Source organism: Pseudomonas sp. BW7P1, assembly GCF_024981055.1.
GTDB classification, from domain to species: domain Bacteria; phylum Pseudomonadota; class Gammaproteobacteria; order Pseudomonadales; family Pseudomonadaceae; genus Aquipseudomonas; species Aquipseudomonas bananamidigenes.
Window position 1 is genome coordinate 507009 of record NZ_CP103374.1, and the last position, 21457, is coordinate 528465.

The window sequence follows — 21457 nt, forward strand, 5'->3', positions numbered from 1 at the left end:
TCGCTCCCTGAATCTGGCCGATGCGGGCGAAGATTACGCAATCCCTTTGGGAGCGGGCTTGCCCGCGAAAGCGGTGTTTCAGACTAGTTGATACTGGCTGATACGCCCCATTCGCGGGCAAGCCCGCTCCCACAGAAAAGCTCGACGCTGCGATCACAGCGCCGAAATTAACCCAAATCGATGACGACTAGCTACAGGACAGCGAACGTGCCTTGTGCTTTTGCGACCAGTTTGTCGCCCTGCATCACGTCGGCTTCGACCACCAGCGTGCGCCGGCCCGGGTGGATCACCCGGGCCGTGCAGATCACCTCGCCTTCGGAGACGGCGCGGATGTAGTTGATCTTGCACTCGATGGTAGCGCTCTGCTGGTCAAAACCGTGGGTGCTGGAACAGGCCAGCCCCATGGCGATATCGACCAGACTGAACAGCGCGCCGCCGTGCAGCTTGCCGCCACGGTTGCGCAGTTCGGGTTCCAGCACCAGGGCGACTTGCGCCACCCCGGTTTCCAGGCTGTGCAGGCGGCAGCCCAACAGCTTGTAAAACGCGCTCTCGACGAGCCCGGCCGGAATTTCCATCAGCGTTTCTTCAACTGCTTGGCGTTGGCGAACAGCGAGGCCATGGCGTTGTTCGCCGGGGCAGCCGGGGTGCTTTCCTTGCGCGGAGCCGAACCCTGCGACTGGCGTGGCGCCGAGCCCGGACGCGAGCCGCGGGCACCGTCGACTTTCTCGCCCGGGGTGTCGCTCATGCGCATCGACAGGCCGACGCGTTTGCGCGGGATGTCGACTTCCATGACCTTCACTTTCACCACGTCACCGGCCTTCACCGCTTCGCGTGGGTCCTTGATGAACTTTTCCGACAGCGCCGAGATGTGCACCAGACCGTCCTGGTGAACGCCGATGTCGACGAACGCACCGAACGCCGTGACGTTGGTCACCACGCCTTCGAGGATCATCCCCGGTTGCAGGTCTTTCAGGTCCTCGACGCCTTCCTGGAACTCGGCGGTCTTGAACTCCGGACGCGGGTCGCGGCCCGGTTTTTCCAGTTCCTGCAGGATGTCGGTGACCGTTGGCAGACCGAAGGTCTCGTCTGTGAATTTCTTCGGATCCAGACGCTTGAGGAACCCGGCGTCGCCGATCAGCGAGCGGATGTCGCGGTCGGTTTCGGCGGCGATGCGTTGCACCAGCGGGTAGGCTTCCGGGTGAACGGCCGAAGCGTCCAGCGGATTGTCGCCGTTCATCACGCGCAGGAAGCCGGCGGCCTGTTCGAAGGTTTTCTCGCCCAGACGCGCGACTTTCTTCAGCGCGGCGCGAGTCTTGAACGCGCCGTTTTCGTCACGGTGAGTCACGATGTTCTGCGCCAGGGTCGCATTGAGGCCGGAGATCCGCGCCAGCAGCGCCACCGACGCGGTATTCACGTCCACGCCCACGGCGTTCACGCAGTCTTCGACCACGGCATCCAGGCCGCGCGCCAGTTTCAGTTGCGACACGTCGTGCTGGTACTGGCCGACACCGATGGATTTCGGATCGATCTTCACCAGTTCGGCCAGCGGGTCCTGCAGGCGACGGGCGATGGAAACCGCGCCACGGATCGACACATCCAGATCCGGAAACTCTCTGGCTGCCAGCTCCGATGCCGAATACACCGATGCGCCGGCTTCGGAGACCATGACCTTGGTCATTTTCATGGCTGGATATTTTTTGATCAGCTCGATGGCCAGCTTGTCGGTTTCACGGCTGGCGGTGCCGTTGCCGATGGCGATCAGGTCAACCGAGTGCTTGGCGCACAGGGCGGCCAGAATCGCGATGGTCTGGTCCCATTTGTTGTGCGGCACGTGTGGGTAGACGGTTGTGTGGTCCAGCAGCTTGCCGGTAGCGTCGACCACCGCGACCTTGCAGCCGGTGCGCAGGCCCGGGTCGAGGCCCAGGGTAGCCCGTGGACCGGCCGGAGCGGCCAGCAGCAGGTCATGCAGGTTGTGGGCGAAAACGTTGATCGCTTCGGCTTCGGCGCCGTCGCGCAGTTCGCCCAGCAGGTCGGTTTCCAGGTGGGTGTAGAGCTTGACCTTCCAGGTCCAGCGCACCACTTCACTCAGCCACTTGTCGGCCGGACGGTTCTGGTTCTGGATGCCGACGTGCTGACCGATCATGCCTTCGCACGGGTGCAAAGTGCCCGGCAGTTCTTCGCCGACTTTCAGCGCAGCACTGAGGATACCTTCATTGCGACCACGGAAAATCGCCAGCGCGCGGTGCGACGGCACGCCTTTGAGCGGTTCGTCGTGTTCGAAGTAATCGCGGAACTTGGCGCCTTCCTCTTCCTTGCCGGCGATCACGCGGGCACTGAGGGTGGCTTCCTGCTTCAAATAGTTGCGCAGTTTCTCCAGCAGGTTGGCGTCTTCGGCAAAACGCTCCATGAGGATGTACTTGGCGCCTTCCAGTGCAGCCTTGATGTCCGCCACACCTTTTTCGGCGTTGATGAAGCGCGCGGCTTCGGTTTCCGGGGCCAGGTTCGGGTCGTTGAACAGGCCGTCGGCCAGCTCGCCGAGGCCGGCTTCCAGGGCGATCTGGCCCTTGGTACGGCGCTTCTGCTTGTACGGCAGGTACAAGTCTTCGAGGCGGGTCTTGGTGTCGGCGAGTTTGATTTCGCGCTCCAGTTCAGGGGTGAGTTTTCCCTGCTCCTGAATGCTGGCGAGGATACTGATGCGCCGTTCGTCGAGTTCTCGCAGGTAGCGCAGACGCTCTTCCAGATGACGCAGTTGAGTGTCATCGAGGCTGCCGGTCACTTCTTTCCGGTAACGGGCGATGAAGGGAACTGTCGAGCCTTCATCGAGTAGCGCGACGGCCGCTTCGACCTGTTGCGGGCGTACGCCGAGTTCCTCGGCGATGCGGCTGTTGATGCTGTCCATAAAACCACCTGACAAATTGTGAAAAGCAGGCTCGCAGGCATGTAAATGAAGGCCCGGAGTCTGGTGGGGCGGCTCGCTCACGGCCGCTGCCTGGGTCAAAAGGCATTCCGTTGACCCGTGAAATCGAACAATTACTGCGTCGCCCATGAAAATAAGGTGCGGCCAACTGCGGTAACGATTCAGACGTTGCCTGACTCAAAAGGCCGCGCATTATAACCGGCGTTCTGTCATTCGGGGGCGACAGGGTCTGTAGGCTCAAGCCCCGGTTTTCTGGCAGTGAAGGAAAAATCTGCTAACAATGCACACGGTGCGTATAACGGCAGCTACGCCATAATGCGCGCCGAGCTAAAAGGAGCATCCAATGAGCAGCACTGCACAAACTGCTGAAGGCGAAAAAATTCTTATTGTTGACGACGATCCTGGGCTGAGCAGCCTGCTGGAACGCTTCTTCGTCAGCAAGGGCTACCGTGCCCGCGCCGTACCGAACACCGAGCAGATGGATCGTCTGCTGTCTCGTGAAGTATTCAACCTGGTCGTTCTCGACCTGATGCTGCCGGGCGAAGACGGCCTGACCGCCTGCCGTCGCCTGCGTGGTGCGAATAACCAGATCCCGATCATCATGCTCACCGCCAAGGGCGACGAGCTGAGTCGTATCAAGGGCCTGGAACTGGGTGCCGACGACTACCTGGCCAAGCCGTTCAACCCGGACGAGCTGATGGCCCGCGTCAAAGCGGTATTGCGCCGTCAGGCCGCACCGGTGCCGGGCGCGCCGGGCAGTGAAGAGGAAAATGTCACGTTCGGCGACTACGTGCTGTCCCTGGCCACCCGCGAACTCAAGCGCGGTGACGAAGTACACATGCTCACCACCGGTGAGTTTGCGGTGCTCAAGGCACTGGTGATGAACGCTCGTCAGCCGCTGACCCGCGACAAACTGATGAACCTGGCCCGTGGCCGGGAGTGGGATGCCCTGGAGCGCTCCATCGACGTGCAGATTTCCCGTCTGCGCCGGATGATCGAACCCGATCCGTCCAAGCCGCGCTACATCCAGACTGTCTGGGGCGTGGGTTATGTATTCGTGCCGGATGGCAACTCCACCAAGTGACGGCTGATTTGCAGGAGCGGGTCTGGAGGCAAGCGCGAAGCGCTGCGCCAACAGACTCGCCATCTGCAATATGCGAGCATTGCTCGCTCCTGCAAGCGCGTAGCGGTTATCCATGAAAACCCCTGTCTGGTTCCCCCAAAGCTTTTTCTCCCGCACCCTCTGGCTGGTGCTCATCGTCGTATTGTTCTCCAAGGCCCTGACCCTGGTTTATCTGCTGATGAACGAGGACGTGCTGGTTGACCGTCAGTACAGTCACGGCGTCGCCCTGACGCTGCGTGCCTATTGGGCGGCCGATGAAGAAAACCGCGCGAAGATCGCCGATGCCGCGACCCTGATCCGGGTGATTGGTGCAGGTGTGCCGGAAGGTGAACAGCACTGGCCCTACAGCGAAATCTATCAGCGACAGATGCAGGCGGAACTGGGGGCCGATACCGAAGTCCGGCTGCGCATGCATTCACCGCCGGCACTGTGGGTGCGTGCGCCAAGCCTCGGTGATGGCTGGCTGAAAGTGCCGCTGTATCCGCATCCGTTGCGCGGCCAGAAAATCTGGAACGTGCTCGGCTGGTTCCTCGCCATCGGTTTGCTCTCGACCGCGTCGGCATGGATTTTCGTCAGCCAGCTCAACCAGCCTTTGAAGCGCCTTGTTTATGCGGCGCGGCAACTGGGACAGGGCCGTAGCGTGCGTCTGCCGATCAGTGATACGCCCAGCGAAATGACCGAGGTGTATCGCGCCTTCAACCAGATGGCCGAAGACGTCGAACAGGCCGGGCGTGAGCGCGAGCTGATGCTGGCCGGTGTTTCCCACGACTTGCGCACGCCGCTGACGCGGCTGCGGCTCTCGCTGGAGTTGATGGGCGACCGCACCGACCTGACCGACGACATGGTGCGTGACATCGAAGACATGGACGCGATTCTCGATCAGTTCCTCGCGTTTATTCGTGATGGTCGGGACGAGTCGGTGGAGGAAGTTGATCTGAGCGATCTGGTGCGTGAGGTCGCAGCGCCATACAACCAGAGCGAAGAGAAGGTGCGCTTGCGTCTGGAACCGATCCAGCCGTTTCCGCTGCGTCGCGTGTCGATGAAACGCCTGCTGAACAACCTGATCGGCAATGCCTTGAACCATGCGGGGGGCAGCGTCGAAGTCGCGGCCTACGTGTCGGGTGACAACAGTGCGCCGTATGTGGTGTTGAGCGTGATGGACCGTGGGGCGGGGATCGATCCGTCGGAGCTCGAGGCGATCTTCAACCCTTTCACCCGTGGTGATCGCGCACGAGGCGGGAAGGGCACCGGGCTGGGCCTGGCGATCGTGAAGCGGATTGCATCGATGCACGGTGGCAATGTCGAGCTGCGCAACCGTTCCGGTGGTGGACTGGAGGCGCGGGTGCGGTTGCCGCTGGGATTGATGTTGCCAAGGGATGCCGTTTGAGAGCAGCCCCGAGCTGCAAGCTTTGAGCTGCAAGCAAAAGCGGATTTTACTCGCCGCATGCAGCTCGTAGCTCGCTGCTGTTTTTTATCCTTTGCCCTTGGTGCGGGTCATGTTCGGGCCACCGTTCTTTTCGAGGTGCTCGATGATGATCCCTGCCACGTTTTTGCCGGTGGTGGTTTCGATGCCTTCCAGACCCGGCGATGAGTTCACTTCCATGACCAGCGGTCCGTGATTGGAGCGCAGGATATCCACGCCTGCCACCGTCAGGCCCATCACCTTGGCGGCGCGCAGCGCGGTCATGCGCTCTTCCGGGGTGATCTTGATCAGGCTGGCACTGCCCCCCCGGTGCAGGTTGGAGCGGAATTCCCCCGGCTTGGCCTGGCGTTTCATCGCCGCAATCACCTTGTCGCCGACCACGAAGCAGCGGATGTCCGCACCGCCCGCTTCCTTGATGTATTCCTGCACCATGATGTTCTGCTTCAGGCCCATGAACGCCTCGATCACCGACTCCGCCGCCGTCGCGGTTTCGCACAGAACCACGCCGATGCCCTGGGTACCCTCGAGCACCTTGATCACCAGCGGCGCGCCGTTGACCATGTCGATCAGGTCGGGAATGTCGTCGGGCGAGTGGGCGAAGCCGGTCACCGGCAGGCCGATCCCGCGACGTGACAACAGTTGCAGCGAACGCAGCTTGTCCCGGGAGCGGGCGATGGCCACCGATTCATTGAGGGGGAAAACCCCCATCATTTCGAACTGACGCAGCACCGCGCAGCCATAGAACGTGACCGATGCACCGATCCGCGGAATCACCGCATCGAAACCTTCCAGCGGCTTGCCGCGATAGTGGATCTGCGGCTTGTGGCTGGCAATGTTCATATAGGCGCGCAAGGTGTCGATCACCACCATTTCATGCCCGCGTTCGGTTCCGGCTTCGACCAGACGGCGGGTGGAATACAGACGCGGATTTCGCGACAGCACAGCGATCTTCATGCAACACCTGTGGAGGAGGTAGATACCGGGAACACCGGCTTGTCTTGTACATATTTGATGCCCGGATTGACCACCAGTTGGCCGTCGATCAGGGCTTTGGAACCGAGCAACAGGCGATAGCGCATGGACTTGCGGCAGGCGAGGGTGAACTCCACCGGCCATACCCGGTCACCGAGGGCCAGTGTGGTGCTGATCACGTAGCGCACCTGGGCCTGGCCGTTGGAGCTCTTGATAGTCTTGCGGGTCACCAGCGGCGCTTCGCAACGCCGGTGACGCAACTGCACCACCGTGCCCAGATGCGCGGTGAAACGCACCCACTTCTCGCCGTCCCGTTCGAACGGTTCGATGTCGGTGGCATGCAGGCTGGAGGTGCTGGCGCCGGTGTCGATTTTTGCCCGAAGGCCTGCGACTCCCAGATCCGGGAGCGCCACCCACTCGCGCAGACCGACAACGGTCAAATGGTCAAATGTCTTCAAAGGAAAAAACCAACGATTAACGCGTCCACGCTTCAGGGGACACCTGGGCCAACGCTTTGAATGCGGGCCTGGCGAACCAGAAACCCTGCATCAGAAATATTCCGCAGTCCGCCAGGAAATCCCGTTCCCCCGCACTCTCTATGCCTTCGGCGATGACTGTAACGTTCAACTCAGCACAGATTGTGACAATCCCCCGAACGATAGCCTGACGAACACGGTCACGGTCGATATCGCGGATCAGCGACATGTCGAGTTTGATCAGATCCGGTTGGAAATCGGCCAGCAGATTGAGCCCCGAATAACCGGCACCGAAATCGTCGATGGCCGTCTTGAAGCCGAATTCGCGGTATTCACGCAGAATATTGGTCAAATGGCGATAGTTATCTACGTGCTCGCTTTCCAGGGTTTCGAAAATCAGCCGGTCGATCGGGAAATTGTGTTTCCTGGCAGCCTCCAGGGTGCTGCGAATGCATAACTCTGGACGATAGACGGCGTTGGGCATGAAGTTGATCGACAAGTGTGTCTGCATATTTAGTTCGGCTGCGCCTTCGATGGCGCGAGTCCGGCAGAGTTGGTCGAAACGGTAGCGATTATCTTCCGTAACCTGATCCAGCACGGTTAAAGCGCCTTCACCGGTCACACCACGAACCAGTGCCTCGTAGGCGTACACCGACTCGTCACGCAGATCCACGATGGGCTGATAGGCGAAGGAAAAATCGAAGCCCAGCGGTTCGCTTTGCTGGCAACCCGCGCACCCGGATTTGGGTGAGGTCAATGAAGACGGAAATTTGGTCACTCGATCACTCCAAGCCGTTGAACCGGCGAAGATCACAGTTTATCTGGAGGGCCGGATTCTTGCGCCCGACAGAATCGGTAGTACAGTTCCGACTACTGGCTGAACGAGGAATTCATATGGCGCAAAAACAGGAAGAGGACGACAAGGTCCGTCTCGACAAGTGGCTGTGGGCTGCGCGTTTTTTCAAGACCCGCGCGTTGGCCAAGGCTGCCATCGAGAGCGGCAAAGTGCATTGTCGGGGAGAGCGCTGCAAACCTGGCAAAGAACCACGCATTGGCGATGAATTCGAGATTCGTACCGGCTTCGACGAGAAGACCGTTGTGGTTCAGGCCTTGTCGATCGTGCGTCGCGGCGCACCTGAGGCGCAGACGCTGTATGCCGAGACCGAGGCGAGTATTGCCAAACGTGAATCGGCTGCTGCGATGCGCAAGGCCGGCGCCCTGGGCGTGACCACTGACGGTAAACCGAGCAAGAAGCAGCGTCGGGATCTGTTTAAATTTCGTGGGAACAGTAGCGGCGAATAAAAAAACGCAGCCTGCCGGACTGGGTTCAAGACCCGCCGGCGGCTGCGTTTTTTTCAGCCATTTGATTACTGCGCGGACACTACACTCATCCGCGAAATCACCGGCAGTTTGCCCAACAGCCGGAAAACCGGCGACGTGACCTTCAACCAGAAGTTCGCCGCGTGGTACGCAAACGGTGTGTAGTAACCCCAGCCCAGTGCCCATACGGCCAGCAGCATGCCGCCGATGTAATCGTCCTGGCCCCAATGCGCACCGGCCACCAGACGCGGCAGCATGAATAGCAGCGCCAGGCCCCAGACTGTCAGGAACTGTCCGGCCGAGCGACTGAACACACCCATGAACAACGCCCAGATCAGCAACACCGAAGCATGGTCACCGGGAAAGCTCTGACTCGAGCGATCTTTCAGCTCTAAGGTCTTTTCCAGATGCGGGAAGTAGTCACTCATATGGATGGCGCCTTCGAGCACCATGGAGGGACTGTTGTGCTGCCAGCCCATGTGGTCGGCGAACTTGGAAAACAGCGCGCGAATCACCACCATCAGCAGCAGGATGGAGAAAAAGCCGAAGAAGGCGCGGCGTACGTCAATCGCCTTGAAGACCCAGTCGCCCTTGATCAGCAGCGTCAGCAGAATCAGCCCGACGACAATGTCGAACGGACGCAGACTTGCAATTGCCCATATGTGGAGCCATATGGGGTTGCTGGCCAGCGGAGTGTTGAGTGAGCGGAACAGCCACTCGTCGAAAATCACACACAGCATCTGACCTGTAGGCCATAACCAGAAAGCCAGAAGTGCCAATGGCACCGCATTGCACAGAACCAGCCGGCCGAGGTTCCACCTTGTTTGGAACAAACCCGGATTGTTCATAAAATGCCTCCCGTGGCTGAACGCAAGCATCAAAATCGACGCCGGAAGCGCGGAATTTTCATTCTTTGTAACCTTTTTGTCATTAAATTCAGAACCTAGACCTATGACCGATTTCCTCGATACCGATTACACCCAACGCTTCATCTTCGATGACAGCGACACACGCGGCGAACTGGTGTCGCTGGAGCGCAGCTATGCCGAGGTGCTCGCCAAGCACCCGTATCCCGAGCCGGTTGCGCAACTGCTGGGTGAACTGATGGCTGCCGCAGCGCTTCTGGTGGGCACCCTGAAATTCGATGGCTTGCTGATTCTCCAGGCGCGTTCCGAAGGCCCGATTCCCCTGCTGATGATCGAATGCTCCAGCGAGCGTGAAATCCGTGGCCTGGCGCGGTACGAGGCTGATCTGATCGGCCCGGATGCGACCCTGGCCGACCTGATGCCCAACGGTGTCCTGGCCCTGACGATCGACCCGGCGGTCGGCCAGCGTTATCAGGGCATCGTCGACCTGGACGGCGAAACCCTGTCCGATTGCTTCACCAACTACTTCGTCATGTCCCAGCAGGTCGGCACCCGATTCAAGCTGTGCGCCGATGGTCGTCGCGCGCGTGGCCTCATGCTGCAACAACTGCCGGCCGATCGCCTGAAAGATGAAGAAGAACGCGCCGCCAGCTGGCAGCACATCACCGCACTGGGCAATACCCTGACCGCCGATGAATTGTTGAGCCTGGACAACGAAACGATTCTGCATCGTCTCTACCATGAAGAGCAGGTACGGCTGTTCGATGCGCAGAAACTGCGCTTCCACTGCAGTTGCTCCCGTGAGCGTTCGGGCAACGCGTTGGTCAGCCTGGGTCTGGAGGATGCGCAGCAATTGGTGGCCGAGCAGGGTGGCCGTGTGGAGATCGATTGCCAGTTCTGCAACCAGCGCTACGTGTTCGATGCAGCGGATATCGCTCAATTGTTCGCGGGTGCGGGTGTCGAGACGCCGTCAGATACCCGGCACTAAAACGGTTCAGCGCAGGTAAATTCACTGCTCAACGACGGAATAACGCCGTTACGACGGGAGGGCCCTACTCTTTTTGGGCTTTTCTGGCATAATCCGGCCCACTTTTTTCGCGGTAGTAGTGCATGACTTTCTACTACAAAACGTTTGGAGCACACTCGGCCACTGGCCGACGGGGAACCTCATGACGCAAGCCAATAACGCCGTGTACACCGATCTGAGTGTTGATGATCTGGTAAAAGAAGCCCTGCAGCGCGGTGAAGGCGTGCTTGCCGATACCGGCGCTCTGGTCGTTCGCACCGGTCACCGCACCGGCCGTTCGCCAGTCGACCGTTTCATCGTTGAAGAGCCTTCCACCCAGGACGCCATCGCCTGGGGCCCGATCAACCGCAAGTTCCCGGCCGACAAGTTCGACGCGCTGTGGGCTCGTGTTGAAGCATTCAACAACGCGCAAGAGCATTTCGTTTCCCACGTGCATGTAGGCGCGGCCGAAGATCACTACCTGGCCGTGAAGATGACCACGCAGACTGCCTGGCAGAACCTGTTCGGTCGTTGCCTGTTCATCAACCCGGCCCGGTACAACCCGGCCGGTCGCGAAGAGTGGCAAGTGCTGAACGTGGCCAACTTCGAGTGCGTGCCCGAGCGTGACGGCACCAACTCCGACGGTTGCGTGATCATCAACTTCGCCCAGAAGAAAGTGCTGATCGCCGGCATGCGTTACGCCGGTGAAATGAAGAAAGCCATGTTCTCGGTGCAGAATTTCCTGCTGCCGGCCGCTGACGTGCTGCCAATGCACTGCGCTGCCAACATTGGCGAAGAAGGCGACGTGACCCTGTTCTTCGGTCTGTCGGGCACCGGCAAGACCACCCTGTCCGCCGACGAAAGCCGTTACCTGATCGGTGACGACGAACACGGCTGGGGCGAAGGTGTTGTGTTCAACATCGAGGGCGGCTGCTACGCCAAGTGCATCGACCTGTCCGAGAAGAACGAGCCGGTCATCTGGAAAGCCATCAAGCACGGCGCCGTGCTGGAAAACGTCGTGATCGACGATGCCAAGCACGCCGACTACGCCGATGTCAGCCTGACCCAGAACAGCCGCGCGGCCTACCCGCTGGAGCACGTTGCCAAGCGTTCCGCGAAGAACCTGGGCGGCGAGCCAAACGCTGTGATCTTCCTGACCTGCGACCTGACCGGCGTACTGCCGCCAGTGTCGATCCTGAACAACGAGCAGGCGGCCTACCACTTCCTGTCCGGCTACACCGCACTGGTGGGCTCGACCGAAATGGGTTCGGGCAGCGGCATCAAGTCGACTTTCTCCACCTGCTTCGGGGCACCGTTCTTCCCGCGCCCGGCTGGCGAATACGCTGAACTGCTGATCAAGCGCATCAAGGGCTTCGGCTCCAAGGTCTACCTGGTCAACACCGGCTGGACCGGTGGTGGCTACGGCGTCGGCAAACGCTTCAACATCCCGACCACCCGCGCCGTGATCGCTGCGATCCAGAGCGGTGCTCTGGTCGGTGCCGAAACCGAACACCTGGACACCATCAACCTGGACGTGCCGCTGGCCGTACCGGGCGTCGAAACCAACCTGCTCAACCCGCGCAACACCTGGGCTGACAAGGCTGCGTACGACGAAGCTGCCAAAGCTCTGGCCGGTCTGTTCATCGAGAATTTCAAGAAGTTCGACGTGAGCGACGCGATCAAGGCTGCCGGGCCCAAGTTGTAAGACCTGGTTCTGGTGAATGAAAAAGCCGCCTCTCAGGGGCGGCTTTTTTGTGGGTGACTGGTTGGACTTCGTTGTCAGATCAACTGCCATTATTCCCGCGGAGTCCGCGCTAAGCAGCCAGAATAATGCTGCTTGAGGAGCCGCGAACTCCCAAGCATTTTTTCTCCAGCCATCATGGCCATTGCCGTCTGGTATGCAGCACTCGCAGCACCTCCACACCATCAACTTTGATTGCGTAGATGATGACGTAGTTTGGGGAGACGACGATTTCGCGGGTGCCTTGCGCGATACCTTTTCGGTATATGGCTGGGGGCTTGCGGGGAACCCGGTGCAGGAAGCCACGGTGTGGTTTCGCAGATCGATTTCGGTGAGGTCGAGGTTGTTGATGTGAGTGCAGACAGAGAGATTCTGAGCATTGCAGTCATTGTTGCGAGCTTTGGGAGCTCGTCTGATGGCGCTGGTTGCCTGTCCGATGCCTGGCAACTTCCAGCAAGTCACAGCCGTCCTGAGTCAGCAGATAGAGCGCACTGACGATATTGGGGATGTCCTTTACATCGGCCTGTTTGAAACACAGGCAGTAAAGCGTTTCCAGCAGGTTGTTGGCTGCACGCAGTCGCTGATCGGCGGCATCGAGGAGATCGCGGTGGCTCGCTTCGGTATCAATGACCAGCACGGGCGTGTCGCTATAGCTGGTTGTGAGTGCGCGGTATCGGGTGTTTAGCGGTTTGAACATGTTCATGATCGGGTGTGTCCTTACGAAGTCGCGGGCCGACACAGTGTTTTCAGCCGCGCCGGCCACTATAGAAGGGCGCCCTCGACCGGGACAAGACAGCCACGATGGACAGAGTTCGTAGGGGTTTTTCCGGCGTTCGGGTATTTGCCCTACGCGTTTTTGCAGTCTTTGCACAGCAAAACCCTGAGCAGGGAAATTTCCGACGTTTTTGTCGGGCGATTCCCGTTAAACCTCTGTATGGTGCGCGCCAGAATCCGTAGGGCGTTTCCAGGCGTCCGACACACGCTTAAAGGGAATTGGGTATGCAGTGGCTACGAATGGCCTCGATCATTTTGCTGTGGGCCAGTGGTTGTCGTTTGACGATGGCCTCCGATGCGGGCAACGGATTGGCACTGGCCAATCTGGAGCGCAGTGGCTGGCCGGAGGCCCTCACCACTCAGGACAGCATCGACACAGCCTCCCGCGCGCAAGTGCTGATCTTCGGCAAGGCCCTTCTGGCCAGCGAAGCGTTGGACGAAACGGGACTCAAACAACGATTGGGCGTGCAGCAGATGCAGCTCAAGTCGATCCGGCAGGTGCGCGACGGCCTGTGGGATCGCTTGCTCAACACTTATCACGACGCCAGCCAGAGTTGCGACGAACAAGCGTTTTGCCCACGGGTACGCAGTGTCGCGGACTTGCGTCAGTTGGCGGCGGCATTCACGGGCGATATCAGCCCGGCTCATGCACAGTGGGCAAGCAAGAGCCTGAACGTGCATGAGCGGGTGCTGGATGAGCAACTGCGGGTGGCCGTGTTGCACCCATGACGCTGCGTCTGCGGGTGTCAGACCGAAGCGGTTGCACTCGCGGTCATGGCGGATGCCCAAGGCGGTGGAAAGTTGTCGGGAGAAGGCGTGCATCCGCCCAGCAACAGGGATGCAAGGATCAGGGCGAGGGGGCGTTTCAAAAGATTCGGCATGTTCATTCCTTGATAAAAGTGACAGGCATCGGCCTTCCTGGCTCGAAGCGTGACGGACATTACCCTCGGGTCGACTCACATGGCGATGAACAAAGTGTTTCATTTGTTTGATCCGGTGACAGGGCTGCCGACGCTGTATCATCCCGTATCGATTTGCCCCCGGCCTTTTCTCGACTCGCTGCGATCGCCCGCTAGGCTGTTGGCATCACAGCGGTCAACGGAGTGACAGCGCATGCACAGCACCCTGGAACAGGTTTTCGGTTATCCACAGTTTCGACCCGGTCAGGAAGCGGCGATCAGTGCCGTTCTGGCCGGGCGTTCGGCGGCGGCGATCTTTCCCACGGGCTCCGGCAAATCCCTTTGCTACCAGGTGCCGGCTCTCCTGCTGCCACACCTGACGCTGGTGGTCTCGCCGTTGCTGGCGCTGATGCAGGACCAGCTCGCATTCCTGCAACGACACGGTATTTCGGCAGGCAGCATCGACTCTGCACAGAGTCGCGAAGATGCCAATGATGTGATGGCCCGTGCCCGTTCCGGTGAGCTGAAGATCCTGATGATTTCCGTCGAGCGTTTGAAGAACGAGCGCTTCCGCAATTTTTTGCAGCAGGTGCCGATCTCGCTGCTGGTGGTGGATGAGGCGCACTGCATCTCCGAATGGGGCCACAACTTTCGGCCCGACTACCTCAAGCTGCCGGACTATCAGCGCCAGTTCTACATCCCGCAGACCCTGCTGCTGACTGCAACGGCAACGCCGAAAGTCATCGCCGACATGCAGGCGAAATTTGCCATCGCCGCCGAGGATGTGGTCACCACCGGTTTCTATCGGCCCAATCTCAATCTGCTGGTGGAACCGGTGCGCGGCGAGGACAAACGTCGACGGCTGGTGGAGTGGATGGCCGGGCGGGTAGGCCAGCCGAGCATCGTCTACGTCACCCTGCAGAAAACAGCCGAGCACATTGCCGAGCATCTGAATCGCAATGGCATTCAGGCCGAGGCTTATCATGCCGGTCTGCCCCACGAACAACGGGAAGTGATCCAGAAGCGCTTCATGGACGGGCAGTCCAATTGCATTGTCGCGACCATCGCATTCGGTATGGGCATCGACAAGAGCGACATCCGCAACGTGGTGCATTTCGATCTTCCCAAGTCCATCGAAAACTACAGCCAGGAAATCGGCCGCGCCGGGCGGGACGGGCAACCTTCCGACTGCCTGGTGCTGGCCAACCGCGACAGCCTCAATGTGCTGGAAAACTTCGTCTACGGCGACACGCCGGAGCGCGATGGCATTCGCCATGTGCTGGAGGAGTTGCAGGCCGCTGCGCCTGAAGGCCAATGGGAATTTCTGCTCGGGCCGCTGGCGGATCAGAGCAACATCCGCGCGCTGCCATTGAAGACGTTGCTGGTGCAACTGGAGCTGCGGGGGCTGATTGCCCCGCGCTACGCGTATTACGCCGAATATCGTTTCAAGTACCTGCTGGAACCCGAGGCGTTGCTTGAGCGGTTTGAGGGTGAGCGCAGGGATTTCGTCGCGGCGATCATCCAGACCTCAAGCCGCGCGCGGACCTGGGCCACGGTGAGTTTCGAGGCGATGTATACGCAGTACTCGGCTGAGCGCAATCGTGTGGTGAAGGCCCTGGATTACTTCCAGGAAAAGGGCTGGATCGAGCTGGAAAGCAAACAGATTACCGAGGTCTACAACGTCCTGGACGACTCGTTCGACAGCCATGCCCTGAGTGGCGAGTTGCATGATTATTTTGCCCGTCACGAACAGGCGGAAGTGGCGCGGATTCACGGGATGCTCGAACTTTTCGCCACCGAACGCTGCCTGGGCCATCGACTGGCGGAGTATTTCGGCGATCACAATGCCCCGGCACATTGTGGTCATTGCTCGGTGTGTCACGGGCAGGTTGCCCGGCTGCCGGCGCCTCCCGACTTGCCGGCGCTTGTGGATAAGAGTTTCCCGACACTGTGTGGCGACTTTATCCACAGGCACGAGCAACAGACCGGGTGTGTTCCTTCGGCGGAACGTCTGGCGCGGTTTCTGTGCGGGATCAGTGTGCCGCTGTTCACCAGGCTCAAGGTGCGGACCCTCTCCGGATATGCAGCGCTGGAGGACTATCCTTACGCGGATGTGCGGGCGTGGGCTCAGGCACATTTGCGAACCGGCGAATCCATCTGCTGAATGCCGGTCATCACGGTAGTGAACTTCAAAAATGCCCGATGGCTGACTATGGTGAAGGCTGTCTCCGGGTCTTCAACAAGAGAACAACATGAGCCAGACATCCTTCGAAATCCGCCAGGCCGCCGTGATCGGCGCCGGCACCATGGGTCGCGGCATTGTCATGTGCCTGGCCAACGCCGGTGTGTCAGTGCAATGGGTCGACAACAATCCGCAAATGCTCGAGCAGGCGCTGAAGGCGGTGGCTGATACCTGTGCGCACAACGTGCGTCAGGGGCGGATCGATCAGGCGGAGGCCGACAGGCGAATCGCCCGAGTCAGTACCGCAACCGATTACGTGTCGATCCGAAATGTCGATCTGGTGATTGAAGCGGTGTACGAGAATCTCGAGCTCAAGCAAAAGATCTTTCGTGAACTCGATGGTGTGTTGAAGCCAGAGGCCCTGATGGCGAGCAACACCTCGGCGCTGGACATCGATGCGATCGCCGCTGCGACGCGCCGTCCGACTCAAGTGCTGGGCCTGCATTTTTTCAGCCCGGCGCACATCATGAAACTGCTGGAAATCGTCCGTGGTGCGCAAACCTCGCCGGCCGTGCTGGAAGCTGCGCTTGAACTGGGCAAACGCATGGGCAAGGTCAGTGTGGTGTCGGGCAACTGTCACGGCTTCATCGGTAATCGCATGCTTCATCCTTATGTGCTGGAGGCGCGCAAGATGCTGCTCGAAGGGGCCTGGCCGCAGCAGATCGATGCGACGTTGCAGGGCTTCGGCTTTGCGATGGGACCGTTTCGCATGTACGACGTGGTCGGCATCGATCTGGAGTGGCGTGCCAGGGAGCTGGCCGGCAAAGGCCAGGATGCGCCGGAGGTTCAAGTGGATAACCGTCTGTGCGAGCTGGGGCGGTTCGGACAGAAATCCGGTAACGGTTACTACCACTACGAGCCGGGCAGTCGTCAGGCCGAGCACGATCCCGAGGTGGATGCACTGGTATTGAGTGTCAGCGAAGGTCTGGGGTTTCATCGCCGTGAGATCGGCTCCGAGGAAATCCTCGAACGCTGCCTTCTGGCCCTGGTCAACGAGGGGGCGAAAATCCTGCAGGAAGGGATTGCCGAATCGGCCCACGACATCGATCAGGTGTACCTGAACGGCTATGGTTTCCCGGCGCAGAGGGGCGGACCGATGGCCTGGGCGGACGACCAGGGGCTGGCAGACATTCACAAGCGGTTGCTGGCGCTGGAGACCCGCCAGGGGGATCAGTGGCGACCGGCGCAATTGATTGGCGAGCTGGCGGCGCGAGGCAAGGGTTTTTACCTTTAGACTGGGCCGATCACTCAAGGAATCGACACTGATGTCCAACCCGATGCCGCAACGCACCGATTATCCGCATTTCCAGCCGATCACCACTCGCTGGCACGACAACGATGCCTATGGCCACGTCAACAATGTCACGTACTACAGCTTTTTCGATACCGCCGTTAACACCTACCTGATCCAGGTTGGTGGACTGGATATTCACGACGGCGAAGTGGTGGGGTTTGTCGTGAGTTCGTCTTGCGATTACTTCGCCTCGATTGCATTCCCGGACTTGATCGAAGTCGGTTTGCGGGTCGGCAAACTGGGCAACAGTTCAGTGCAATATGAGTTGGCCGTGTTCAAGGCTGGCGAACATGAAGCGTGTGCGGCGGGGCGCTTCGTGCATGTGTTCGTTGATCGGGCGTCGAACCAGCCGGTGGCCATTCCGGCCGGTTTGCGTCAGGCATTGGAGCGTCTGGCAGTTTGACAGGCAAAAAAAATCGCAGCTCGGGGGAGCTGCGATCCGGCTTTGCCTGCAACGAGGTCCGGCCTCAGTCGCGGTAGTAGCGGTGATGTTTGCGATGACCGTAGGCATGGCCGCGACCCGGGTGATGGTCACGGTAGTAGCGGCGATCATCACGACCGCGATCGTAATAACGGTCTTCGCGATTGCTCTCGTTGCCCATGTAGTTGCCCAGCGCGCCGCCGGCGCCGCCACCGGCTGCGGCGCCGATCAGGCTGCCGGTGGTGCCGCCCATGCTGCGGCCGATCACGTTACCGCCGGCTGCGCCCAATGCACCGCCAATGGCGGCTTCGCCACGGCTGTGTTTGTTGGCGCCAACCGCGCTGCCACCCGCGCCGCCCAGGGCCGCGCCAATGGTTGAACCTGTGCTGCCGCCCAAGGATTGACCGACGACCGAGCCAAGAACCCCGCCCAATGCGCCGCCCACACCGGCTTCGGTGGTGCCTCCGGCAGAGGCGAAGCCACTGACCAGGCCCAGGGACAACAAGAGAATCTGGGAGAACTTCATAGAGGAGCCTCAAAGGGATGACGGCGCGATCCTGAGGCTGTGTAACAAGGCTGACAACCGAAATCCGACGAATAGCACGACTTGTATACAATTATGCAAGTTACTGATTTATGGACGGAACTTAACTGATTTTGGCCGGTCTCTAGCTACTTCACAAAGGCCGCTTTTATGCAAAAGCGGCCTTTTTTTTGGGCGCTGACAAAGTTGCCGTCAGGCCGATCTGGCCATGATCAGTCCGGCCTCACTCGCCGCTTCCAGACGGATCGCGATGAACTTCGACGTTGGCGTATGGCTGCCATCTCCGATGCTTTCCAGTGGCACCAGCGGGTTCACCTCAGGGTAATAGGCCGCTGCCTGTCCCGCCGGAATGTCGAACGCCAGCAACGTGAAGCCATTCACCCGACGCTCGCGGCCATCTTCCCACAGCGACACGATGTCGGCTTTCTGGCCAGGCTTGAAGCCGAGCCGGATGATGTCCGCTTCGTTGGCGAACAACACATCGCGCTGTCCCTTGACTCCGCGATAACGGTCGTCGAGACCGTAGATCGTGGTGTTGTACTGATCGTGGGAGCGCATCGATTGCAGGATCAGATCCGGCAGCTTGCCGGTGGCGCGGGTGCGTTCGTGGATCAGGTCCTTGGGCAGCATGTTCGGTTTGAAATTGGCCCGGCCCGATGTGGTGTTCCACTTGCGTGCGCCAGCGCTGTTGCCCAGGTAGAAACCGCCCGGGTTCTTGACCTTCTCGTTGAAATCCTTGAAACCCGGGATGGTATCGGCGATCAGTTCGCGGATGCGCCGGTAGTCGGCCACCAGCCAGTTCCAGTCCACCGGTTTGCTGCCCAGGGTCGCCGCAGCGATACCGGCGATGATCGACGGCTCCGAGCGCATCTGGTTCGACAGAGGCTGCAACTGCCCGTTGGAGGCGTGCACCATGCTGAACGAATCTTCCACGGTGACGGCCTGTGGGCCTTCGGCCTGGATGTCGATGTCGGTACGACCCAGACACGGCAGGATCAGTGCATCCTTGCCATGGGCCAGGTGGCTGCGGTTGAGCTTGGTGCTGATCTGCACCGTCAGGTCGCAGTTGCGCAGGGCCTGGAAGGTGCGCGGGCTGTCCGGTGTGGCCTGGGCGAAGTTGCCGCCCAGACCGATGAACACCTTGGCGCGGCCTTCGGCCATCGCGTGAATCGCTTCGACCACGTTGTGCCCGTTGTGGCGCGGCACCTTGAACTGGAAGCGGCGCTCAAGGGCGTCGAGGAACGCCACCGGCGGACGTTCGTTGATGCCCATGGTGCGGTCGCCCTGTACGTTACTGTGGCCGCGCACCGGGCACAGACCGGCGCCGGGTTTGCCGATGTTGCCGCGCAGCAGCATCAGGTTGGCGATTTCCTGGATGGTCGGTACCGAGTGGCGGTGCTGGGTGATGCCCATCGCCCAGCACATGATCACGTTCTTGCCTTTGGCGTACATGCGCGCCGCCTGCTCGATTTCCACCAGGGTCAGGCCGGACTGCGCGACGATCTGTTCCCACGGTGTGTCGTCGACGACACCGAGATACTCCAGCACGTTGACGCTGTGTTCATTGAGGAAGTCGTGATCGAACACGGCCGGCGCACCGGCCTTCTGCGCATCGCGTTCCCATTGCAGCAGGAACTTGGCCATGCCACGCAGCACCGCCATGTCGCCACCCAGCGCCGGGCGGAAATACGCGGTGTTGGTGGGTTTGTCACCGTTGGTGAGCATTTCGATCGGGTGCTGCGGATGCTGGAAGCGCTCCAGACCGCGTTCTTTCAACGGGTTGATGCAGACCACCTGAGCGCCGCGTTTCACCGCTTCACGCAGCGGTTCGAGCATGCGCGGGTGATTGGTGCCGGGGTTCTGACCCCAGACGAAAATCGCGTCGGCGTGTTCGAAGTCGTCAAAGGTCACCGTGCCTTTGCCGACACCGACGCTTTGCGCCAGCGCTACGCCGCTGGCCTCGTGGCACATGTTCGAGCAGTCGGGGAAATTGTTGGTGCCGAAAGCACGCACGAACAATTGATACAGATAAGCCGCTTCATTGCTGGCGCGGCCCGAGGTGTAGAACTCGGCCTGATCCGGGCTCGACAGGGCTCGCAGATGCTTGCCGATCAGGGCGTAGGCATCGTCCCAGCTGATCGGTTTGTAGCGATCGGTTTCGGCGTCGTACACCACCGGCTCGGTCAGGCGACCCTGGTACTCGAGCCAGTAGTCACTCTGTTCCAGCAAAGCGGTGACGCTGTGTTTGGCGAAGAACTTGCCGTCCACCCGGCGCTTGGTCGCCTCCCAGTTCACCGCTTTGGCGCCGTTCTCGCAGAATTTGACCATGCCGCTTTCCGGTGAATCGCCCCAGGCGCAGCCCGGGCAGTCAAAGCCACCGTTCTGGTTGGTCTTGAGCATCATGCGCAGGTTTTTCAGCGCGTTATCGCTGGTCAACCACGCCTGGGCCACGCTGATCAGTGCGCCCCAGCCACCGGCAGGGCCCTTGTAAGGCTTGTAGCGCGGGACGGGTTTCTGGTCGGCTTGATGGTGTTGGCTCACGGGTGTTTCTCCATTTCTGGGCTATACACCCGCGGCGCGTTCTTCTGCGGCAGGTGGATGAGATTGAGGTTATGGCGCCGGGCCCACTGCACGGCGAGGCCGGTAGGGGCGGACAGGCTGACGAGGGTCTGGATCCCGGCGCGCAGGACTTTCTGGATCAATTCGAGGCTGCAGCGGCTGGTGACAATCGCCAGGCCGCCGGTTGTGGATATCTTTTGCCGGACCAGGCCGCCGATCAGTTTGTCGAGAGCGTTGTGCCGGCCGATGTCTTCACGGCCCAGCAGCAATTCACCGCTGGCATTCATGAACACCGCCGCATGCACCGCACCGCAATGCTGGCCCAGTGGCTGGTAGGCGCCGATGCGCTGGCGCAGACCTTCGAGCCATTCGACCGGCGGCAAAGGGGCGCCAGGCAGGACCTTGAGATCGGGCAGCGCCTGCTCCACCGCTTCCACGCCGCACAAGCCGCAACCGCTGGTGCCGGCCAGTTGTCGACGCTGTTGCTTGAGATTCCAGAACGCGCGGTTGGCGATGGTCACCTGGGCGTATTGCGCCGAGCCCGACCCGGTCAGTTGCAGGTCGTAGATGTCGGTGGCGTCTTCGATGATGCCGCTGCCGAGGCTGAAGCCGACGATAAAGTCTTCGAGGTCGGTCGGCGTCACCAGCATCACGGCCTGGCTGATGCCGTTGTAGGCAATCGCCAATGCAACTTCCTCGGCCAGCGCAGTGCTGGCCGACTCCGCCAGAGGCAGGTCGCTGTAGCTGTAGGTCTGACTGGCGGCGGGCGCGGGCGTTTCGAGTGCAGGCGCCGCGCAGGCCGGGCGCTTGGCGTTCATGGCATCACCGACGGATTGATCAACGTTAAGACTAGGCGCGGCAACTTGTCGCGTCTAATCGC

General features: G+C 60.4%; 20 protein-coding genes. 9 read left to right on the top strand and 11 right to left on the bottom strand.

The genetic code is table 11. The annotated features are described in order from the left end of the window. Positions 1–191: 191 nt before the first annotated feature. Entirely contained in the window at positions 192–575 is a 384-nt protein-coding gene (locus NWV16_RS02260) for a PaaI family thioesterase (protein ID WP_260521813.1), read from the bottom strand. Beyond that, the gene (locus NWV16_RS02265; protein ID WP_260521814.1) at positions 575–2899 is read right to left on the bottom strand and encodes a Tex family protein; all 2325 of its coding nucleotides are present in this window, start codon (positions 2897–2899) and stop codon (positions 575–577) included. The genes NWV16_RS02260 and NWV16_RS02265 overlap by 1 nt, the downstream gene beginning before the upstream one ends. Positions 2900–3260: 361 nt before the next feature. Here NWV16_RS02265 and ompR point away from each other — a divergent pair, with 361 nt between their 5' ends. Both ompR and NWV16_RS02275 read left to right on the top strand, forming a co-directional pair. Continuing rightward, the gene (gene ompR / locus NWV16_RS02270) at positions 3261–4001 is read left to right on the top strand and encodes a two-component system response regulator OmpR (RefSeq protein WP_007952694.1); all 741 of its coding nucleotides are present in this window, start codon (positions 3261–3263) and stop codon (positions 3999–4001) included. A 112-nt stretch (positions 4002–4113) separates the two neighbouring features. Further along, positions 4114–5427 carry an ATP-binding protein gene (locus NWV16_RS02275; RefSeq protein WP_065257795.1) on the top strand — a complete coding sequence of 438 codons (1314 nt, stop codon included), beginning with the start codon at positions 4114–4116 and terminating at the stop codon, positions 5425–5427. An 84-nt stretch (positions 5428–5511) separates the two neighbouring features. Here NWV16_RS02275 and rimK read toward each other — a convergent pair whose 3' ends face one another. From rimK to NWV16_RS02290, 3 genes are read right to left on the bottom strand one after another with little or no spacing between them, the layout of a single operon-like run. Beyond that, positions 5512–6417, bottom strand: a complete 906-nt coding sequence (gene rimK / locus NWV16_RS02280; RefSeq protein ID WP_065257794.1) for a 30S ribosomal protein S6--L-glutamate ligase — start codon at positions 6415–6417, stop codon at positions 5512–5514. Further along, a complete protein-coding gene (locus tag NWV16_RS02285; RefSeq protein ID WP_169432582.1) occupies positions 6414–6860 on the bottom strand; it encodes an ATP-dependent zinc protease in 447 nt (148 codons plus the stop codon). Before NWV16_RS02285 ends, rimK begins: the two co-directional genes overlap by 4 nt. A 49-nt stretch (positions 6861–6909) precedes the next feature. After that, positions 6910–7689, bottom strand: a complete 780-nt coding sequence (locus NWV16_RS02290) for an EAL domain-containing protein (protein WP_260523472.1) — start codon at positions 7687–7689, stop codon at positions 6910–6912. A 116-nt stretch (positions 7690–7805) separates the two neighbouring features. On the opposite strand from NWV16_RS02290, the gene NWV16_RS02295 reads away from it, so the two are divergent. Continuing rightward, entirely contained in the window at positions 7806–8213 is a 408-nt protein-coding gene (locus NWV16_RS02295) for an RNA-binding S4 domain-containing protein (protein ID WP_085702734.1), read from the top strand. A 65-nt stretch (positions 8214–8278) separates the two neighbouring features. Here the strand turns inward: NWV16_RS02295 and NWV16_RS02300 are convergent, their stop codons facing one another. After that, positions 8279–9079: a phosphatase PAP2 family protein gene (locus tag NWV16_RS02300; protein WP_260521815.1), complete on the bottom strand. Its 801-nt coding sequence runs from the start codon at positions 9077–9079 to the stop codon at positions 8279–8281. 103 nt (positions 9080–9182) lie between these two features. Here NWV16_RS02300 and hslO point away from each other — a divergent pair, with 103 nt between their 5' ends. Both hslO and NWV16_RS02310 read left to right on the top strand, forming a co-directional pair. Further along, the gene (gene hslO, locus NWV16_RS02305) at positions 9183–10085 is read left to right on the top strand and encodes an Hsp33 family molecular chaperone HslO (protein ID WP_260521816.1); all 903 of its coding nucleotides are present in this window, start codon (positions 9183–9185) and stop codon (positions 10083–10085) included. Between the two features lie 181 nt (positions 10086–10266). Beyond that, positions 10267–11808, top strand: a complete 1542-nt coding sequence (locus NWV16_RS02310) for a phosphoenolpyruvate carboxykinase (protein WP_260521817.1) — start codon at positions 10267–10269, stop codon at positions 11806–11808. A gap of 172 nt (positions 11809–11980) precedes the next feature. On the opposite strand, the gene NWV16_RS02315 is transcribed toward NWV16_RS02310, so the two are convergent. Both NWV16_RS02315 and NWV16_RS02320 read right to left on the bottom strand, forming a co-directional pair. Then, positions 11981–12229: a type II toxin-antitoxin system RelE/ParE family toxin gene (locus NWV16_RS02315; protein WP_312846928.1), complete on the bottom strand. Its 249-nt coding sequence runs from the start codon at positions 12227–12229 to the stop codon at positions 11981–11983. Next, positions 12230–12547 carry a hypothetical protein gene (locus NWV16_RS02320; RefSeq protein WP_260521818.1) on the bottom strand — a complete coding sequence of 106 codons (318 nt, stop codon included), beginning with the start codon at positions 12545–12547 and terminating at the stop codon, positions 12230–12232. Between the two features lie 296 nt (positions 12548–12843). Here NWV16_RS02320 and NWV16_RS02325 point away from each other — a divergent pair, with 296 nt between their 5' ends. From NWV16_RS02325 to NWV16_RS02340, 4 genes are all read left to right on the top strand, one after another. Next, on the top strand, positions 12844–13347 hold the full coding sequence (locus NWV16_RS02325; RefSeq protein WP_260521819.1) for a polysaccharide deacetylase: 504 nt from the start codon (positions 12844–12846) through the stop codon (positions 13345–13347). A 384-nt stretch (positions 13348–13731) separates the two neighbouring features. Then, positions 13732–15681: an ATP-dependent DNA helicase RecQ gene (locus tag NWV16_RS02330; protein ID WP_260521820.1), complete on the top strand. Its 1950-nt coding sequence runs from the start codon at positions 13732–13734 to the stop codon at positions 15679–15681. Positions 15682–15769: 88 nt separating this feature from the next. Next, complete coding sequence (locus tag NWV16_RS02335) at positions 15770–16993, top strand: 3-hydroxyacyl-CoA dehydrogenase (protein WP_260521821.1); 1224 nt, start codon at positions 15770–15772, stop codon at positions 16991–16993. Positions 16994–17024: 31 nt separating this feature from the next. Further along, positions 17025–17456 carry an acyl-CoA thioesterase gene (locus NWV16_RS02340; RefSeq protein WP_065257784.1) on the top strand — a complete coding sequence of 144 codons (432 nt, stop codon included), beginning with the start codon at positions 17025–17027 and terminating at the stop codon, positions 17454–17456. Between the two features lie 64 nt (positions 17457–17520). Here the strand turns inward: NWV16_RS02340 and NWV16_RS02345 are convergent, their stop codons facing one another. From NWV16_RS02345 to fdhD, 3 genes are all read right to left on the bottom strand, one after another. Continuing rightward, positions 17521–18000, bottom strand: coding sequence for a glycine zipper domain-containing protein (locus NWV16_RS02345; protein ID WP_260521822.1), 480 nt, complete (start codon positions 17998–18000; stop codon positions 17521–17523). Between the two features lie 210 nt (positions 18001–18210). After that, a complete protein-coding gene (locus NWV16_RS02350; protein WP_260521823.1) occupies positions 18211–20559 on the bottom strand; it encodes an FdhF/YdeP family oxidoreductase in 2349 nt (782 codons plus the stop codon). Next, complete coding sequence (fdhD, locus tag NWV16_RS02355; protein WP_260521824.1) at positions 20556–21395, bottom strand: formate dehydrogenase accessory sulfurtransferase FdhD; 840 nt, start codon at positions 21393–21395, stop codon at positions 20556–20558. Before fdhD ends, NWV16_RS02350 begins: the two co-directional genes overlap by 4 nt. Between the last annotated feature and the right edge of the window lie 62 nt (positions 21396–21457).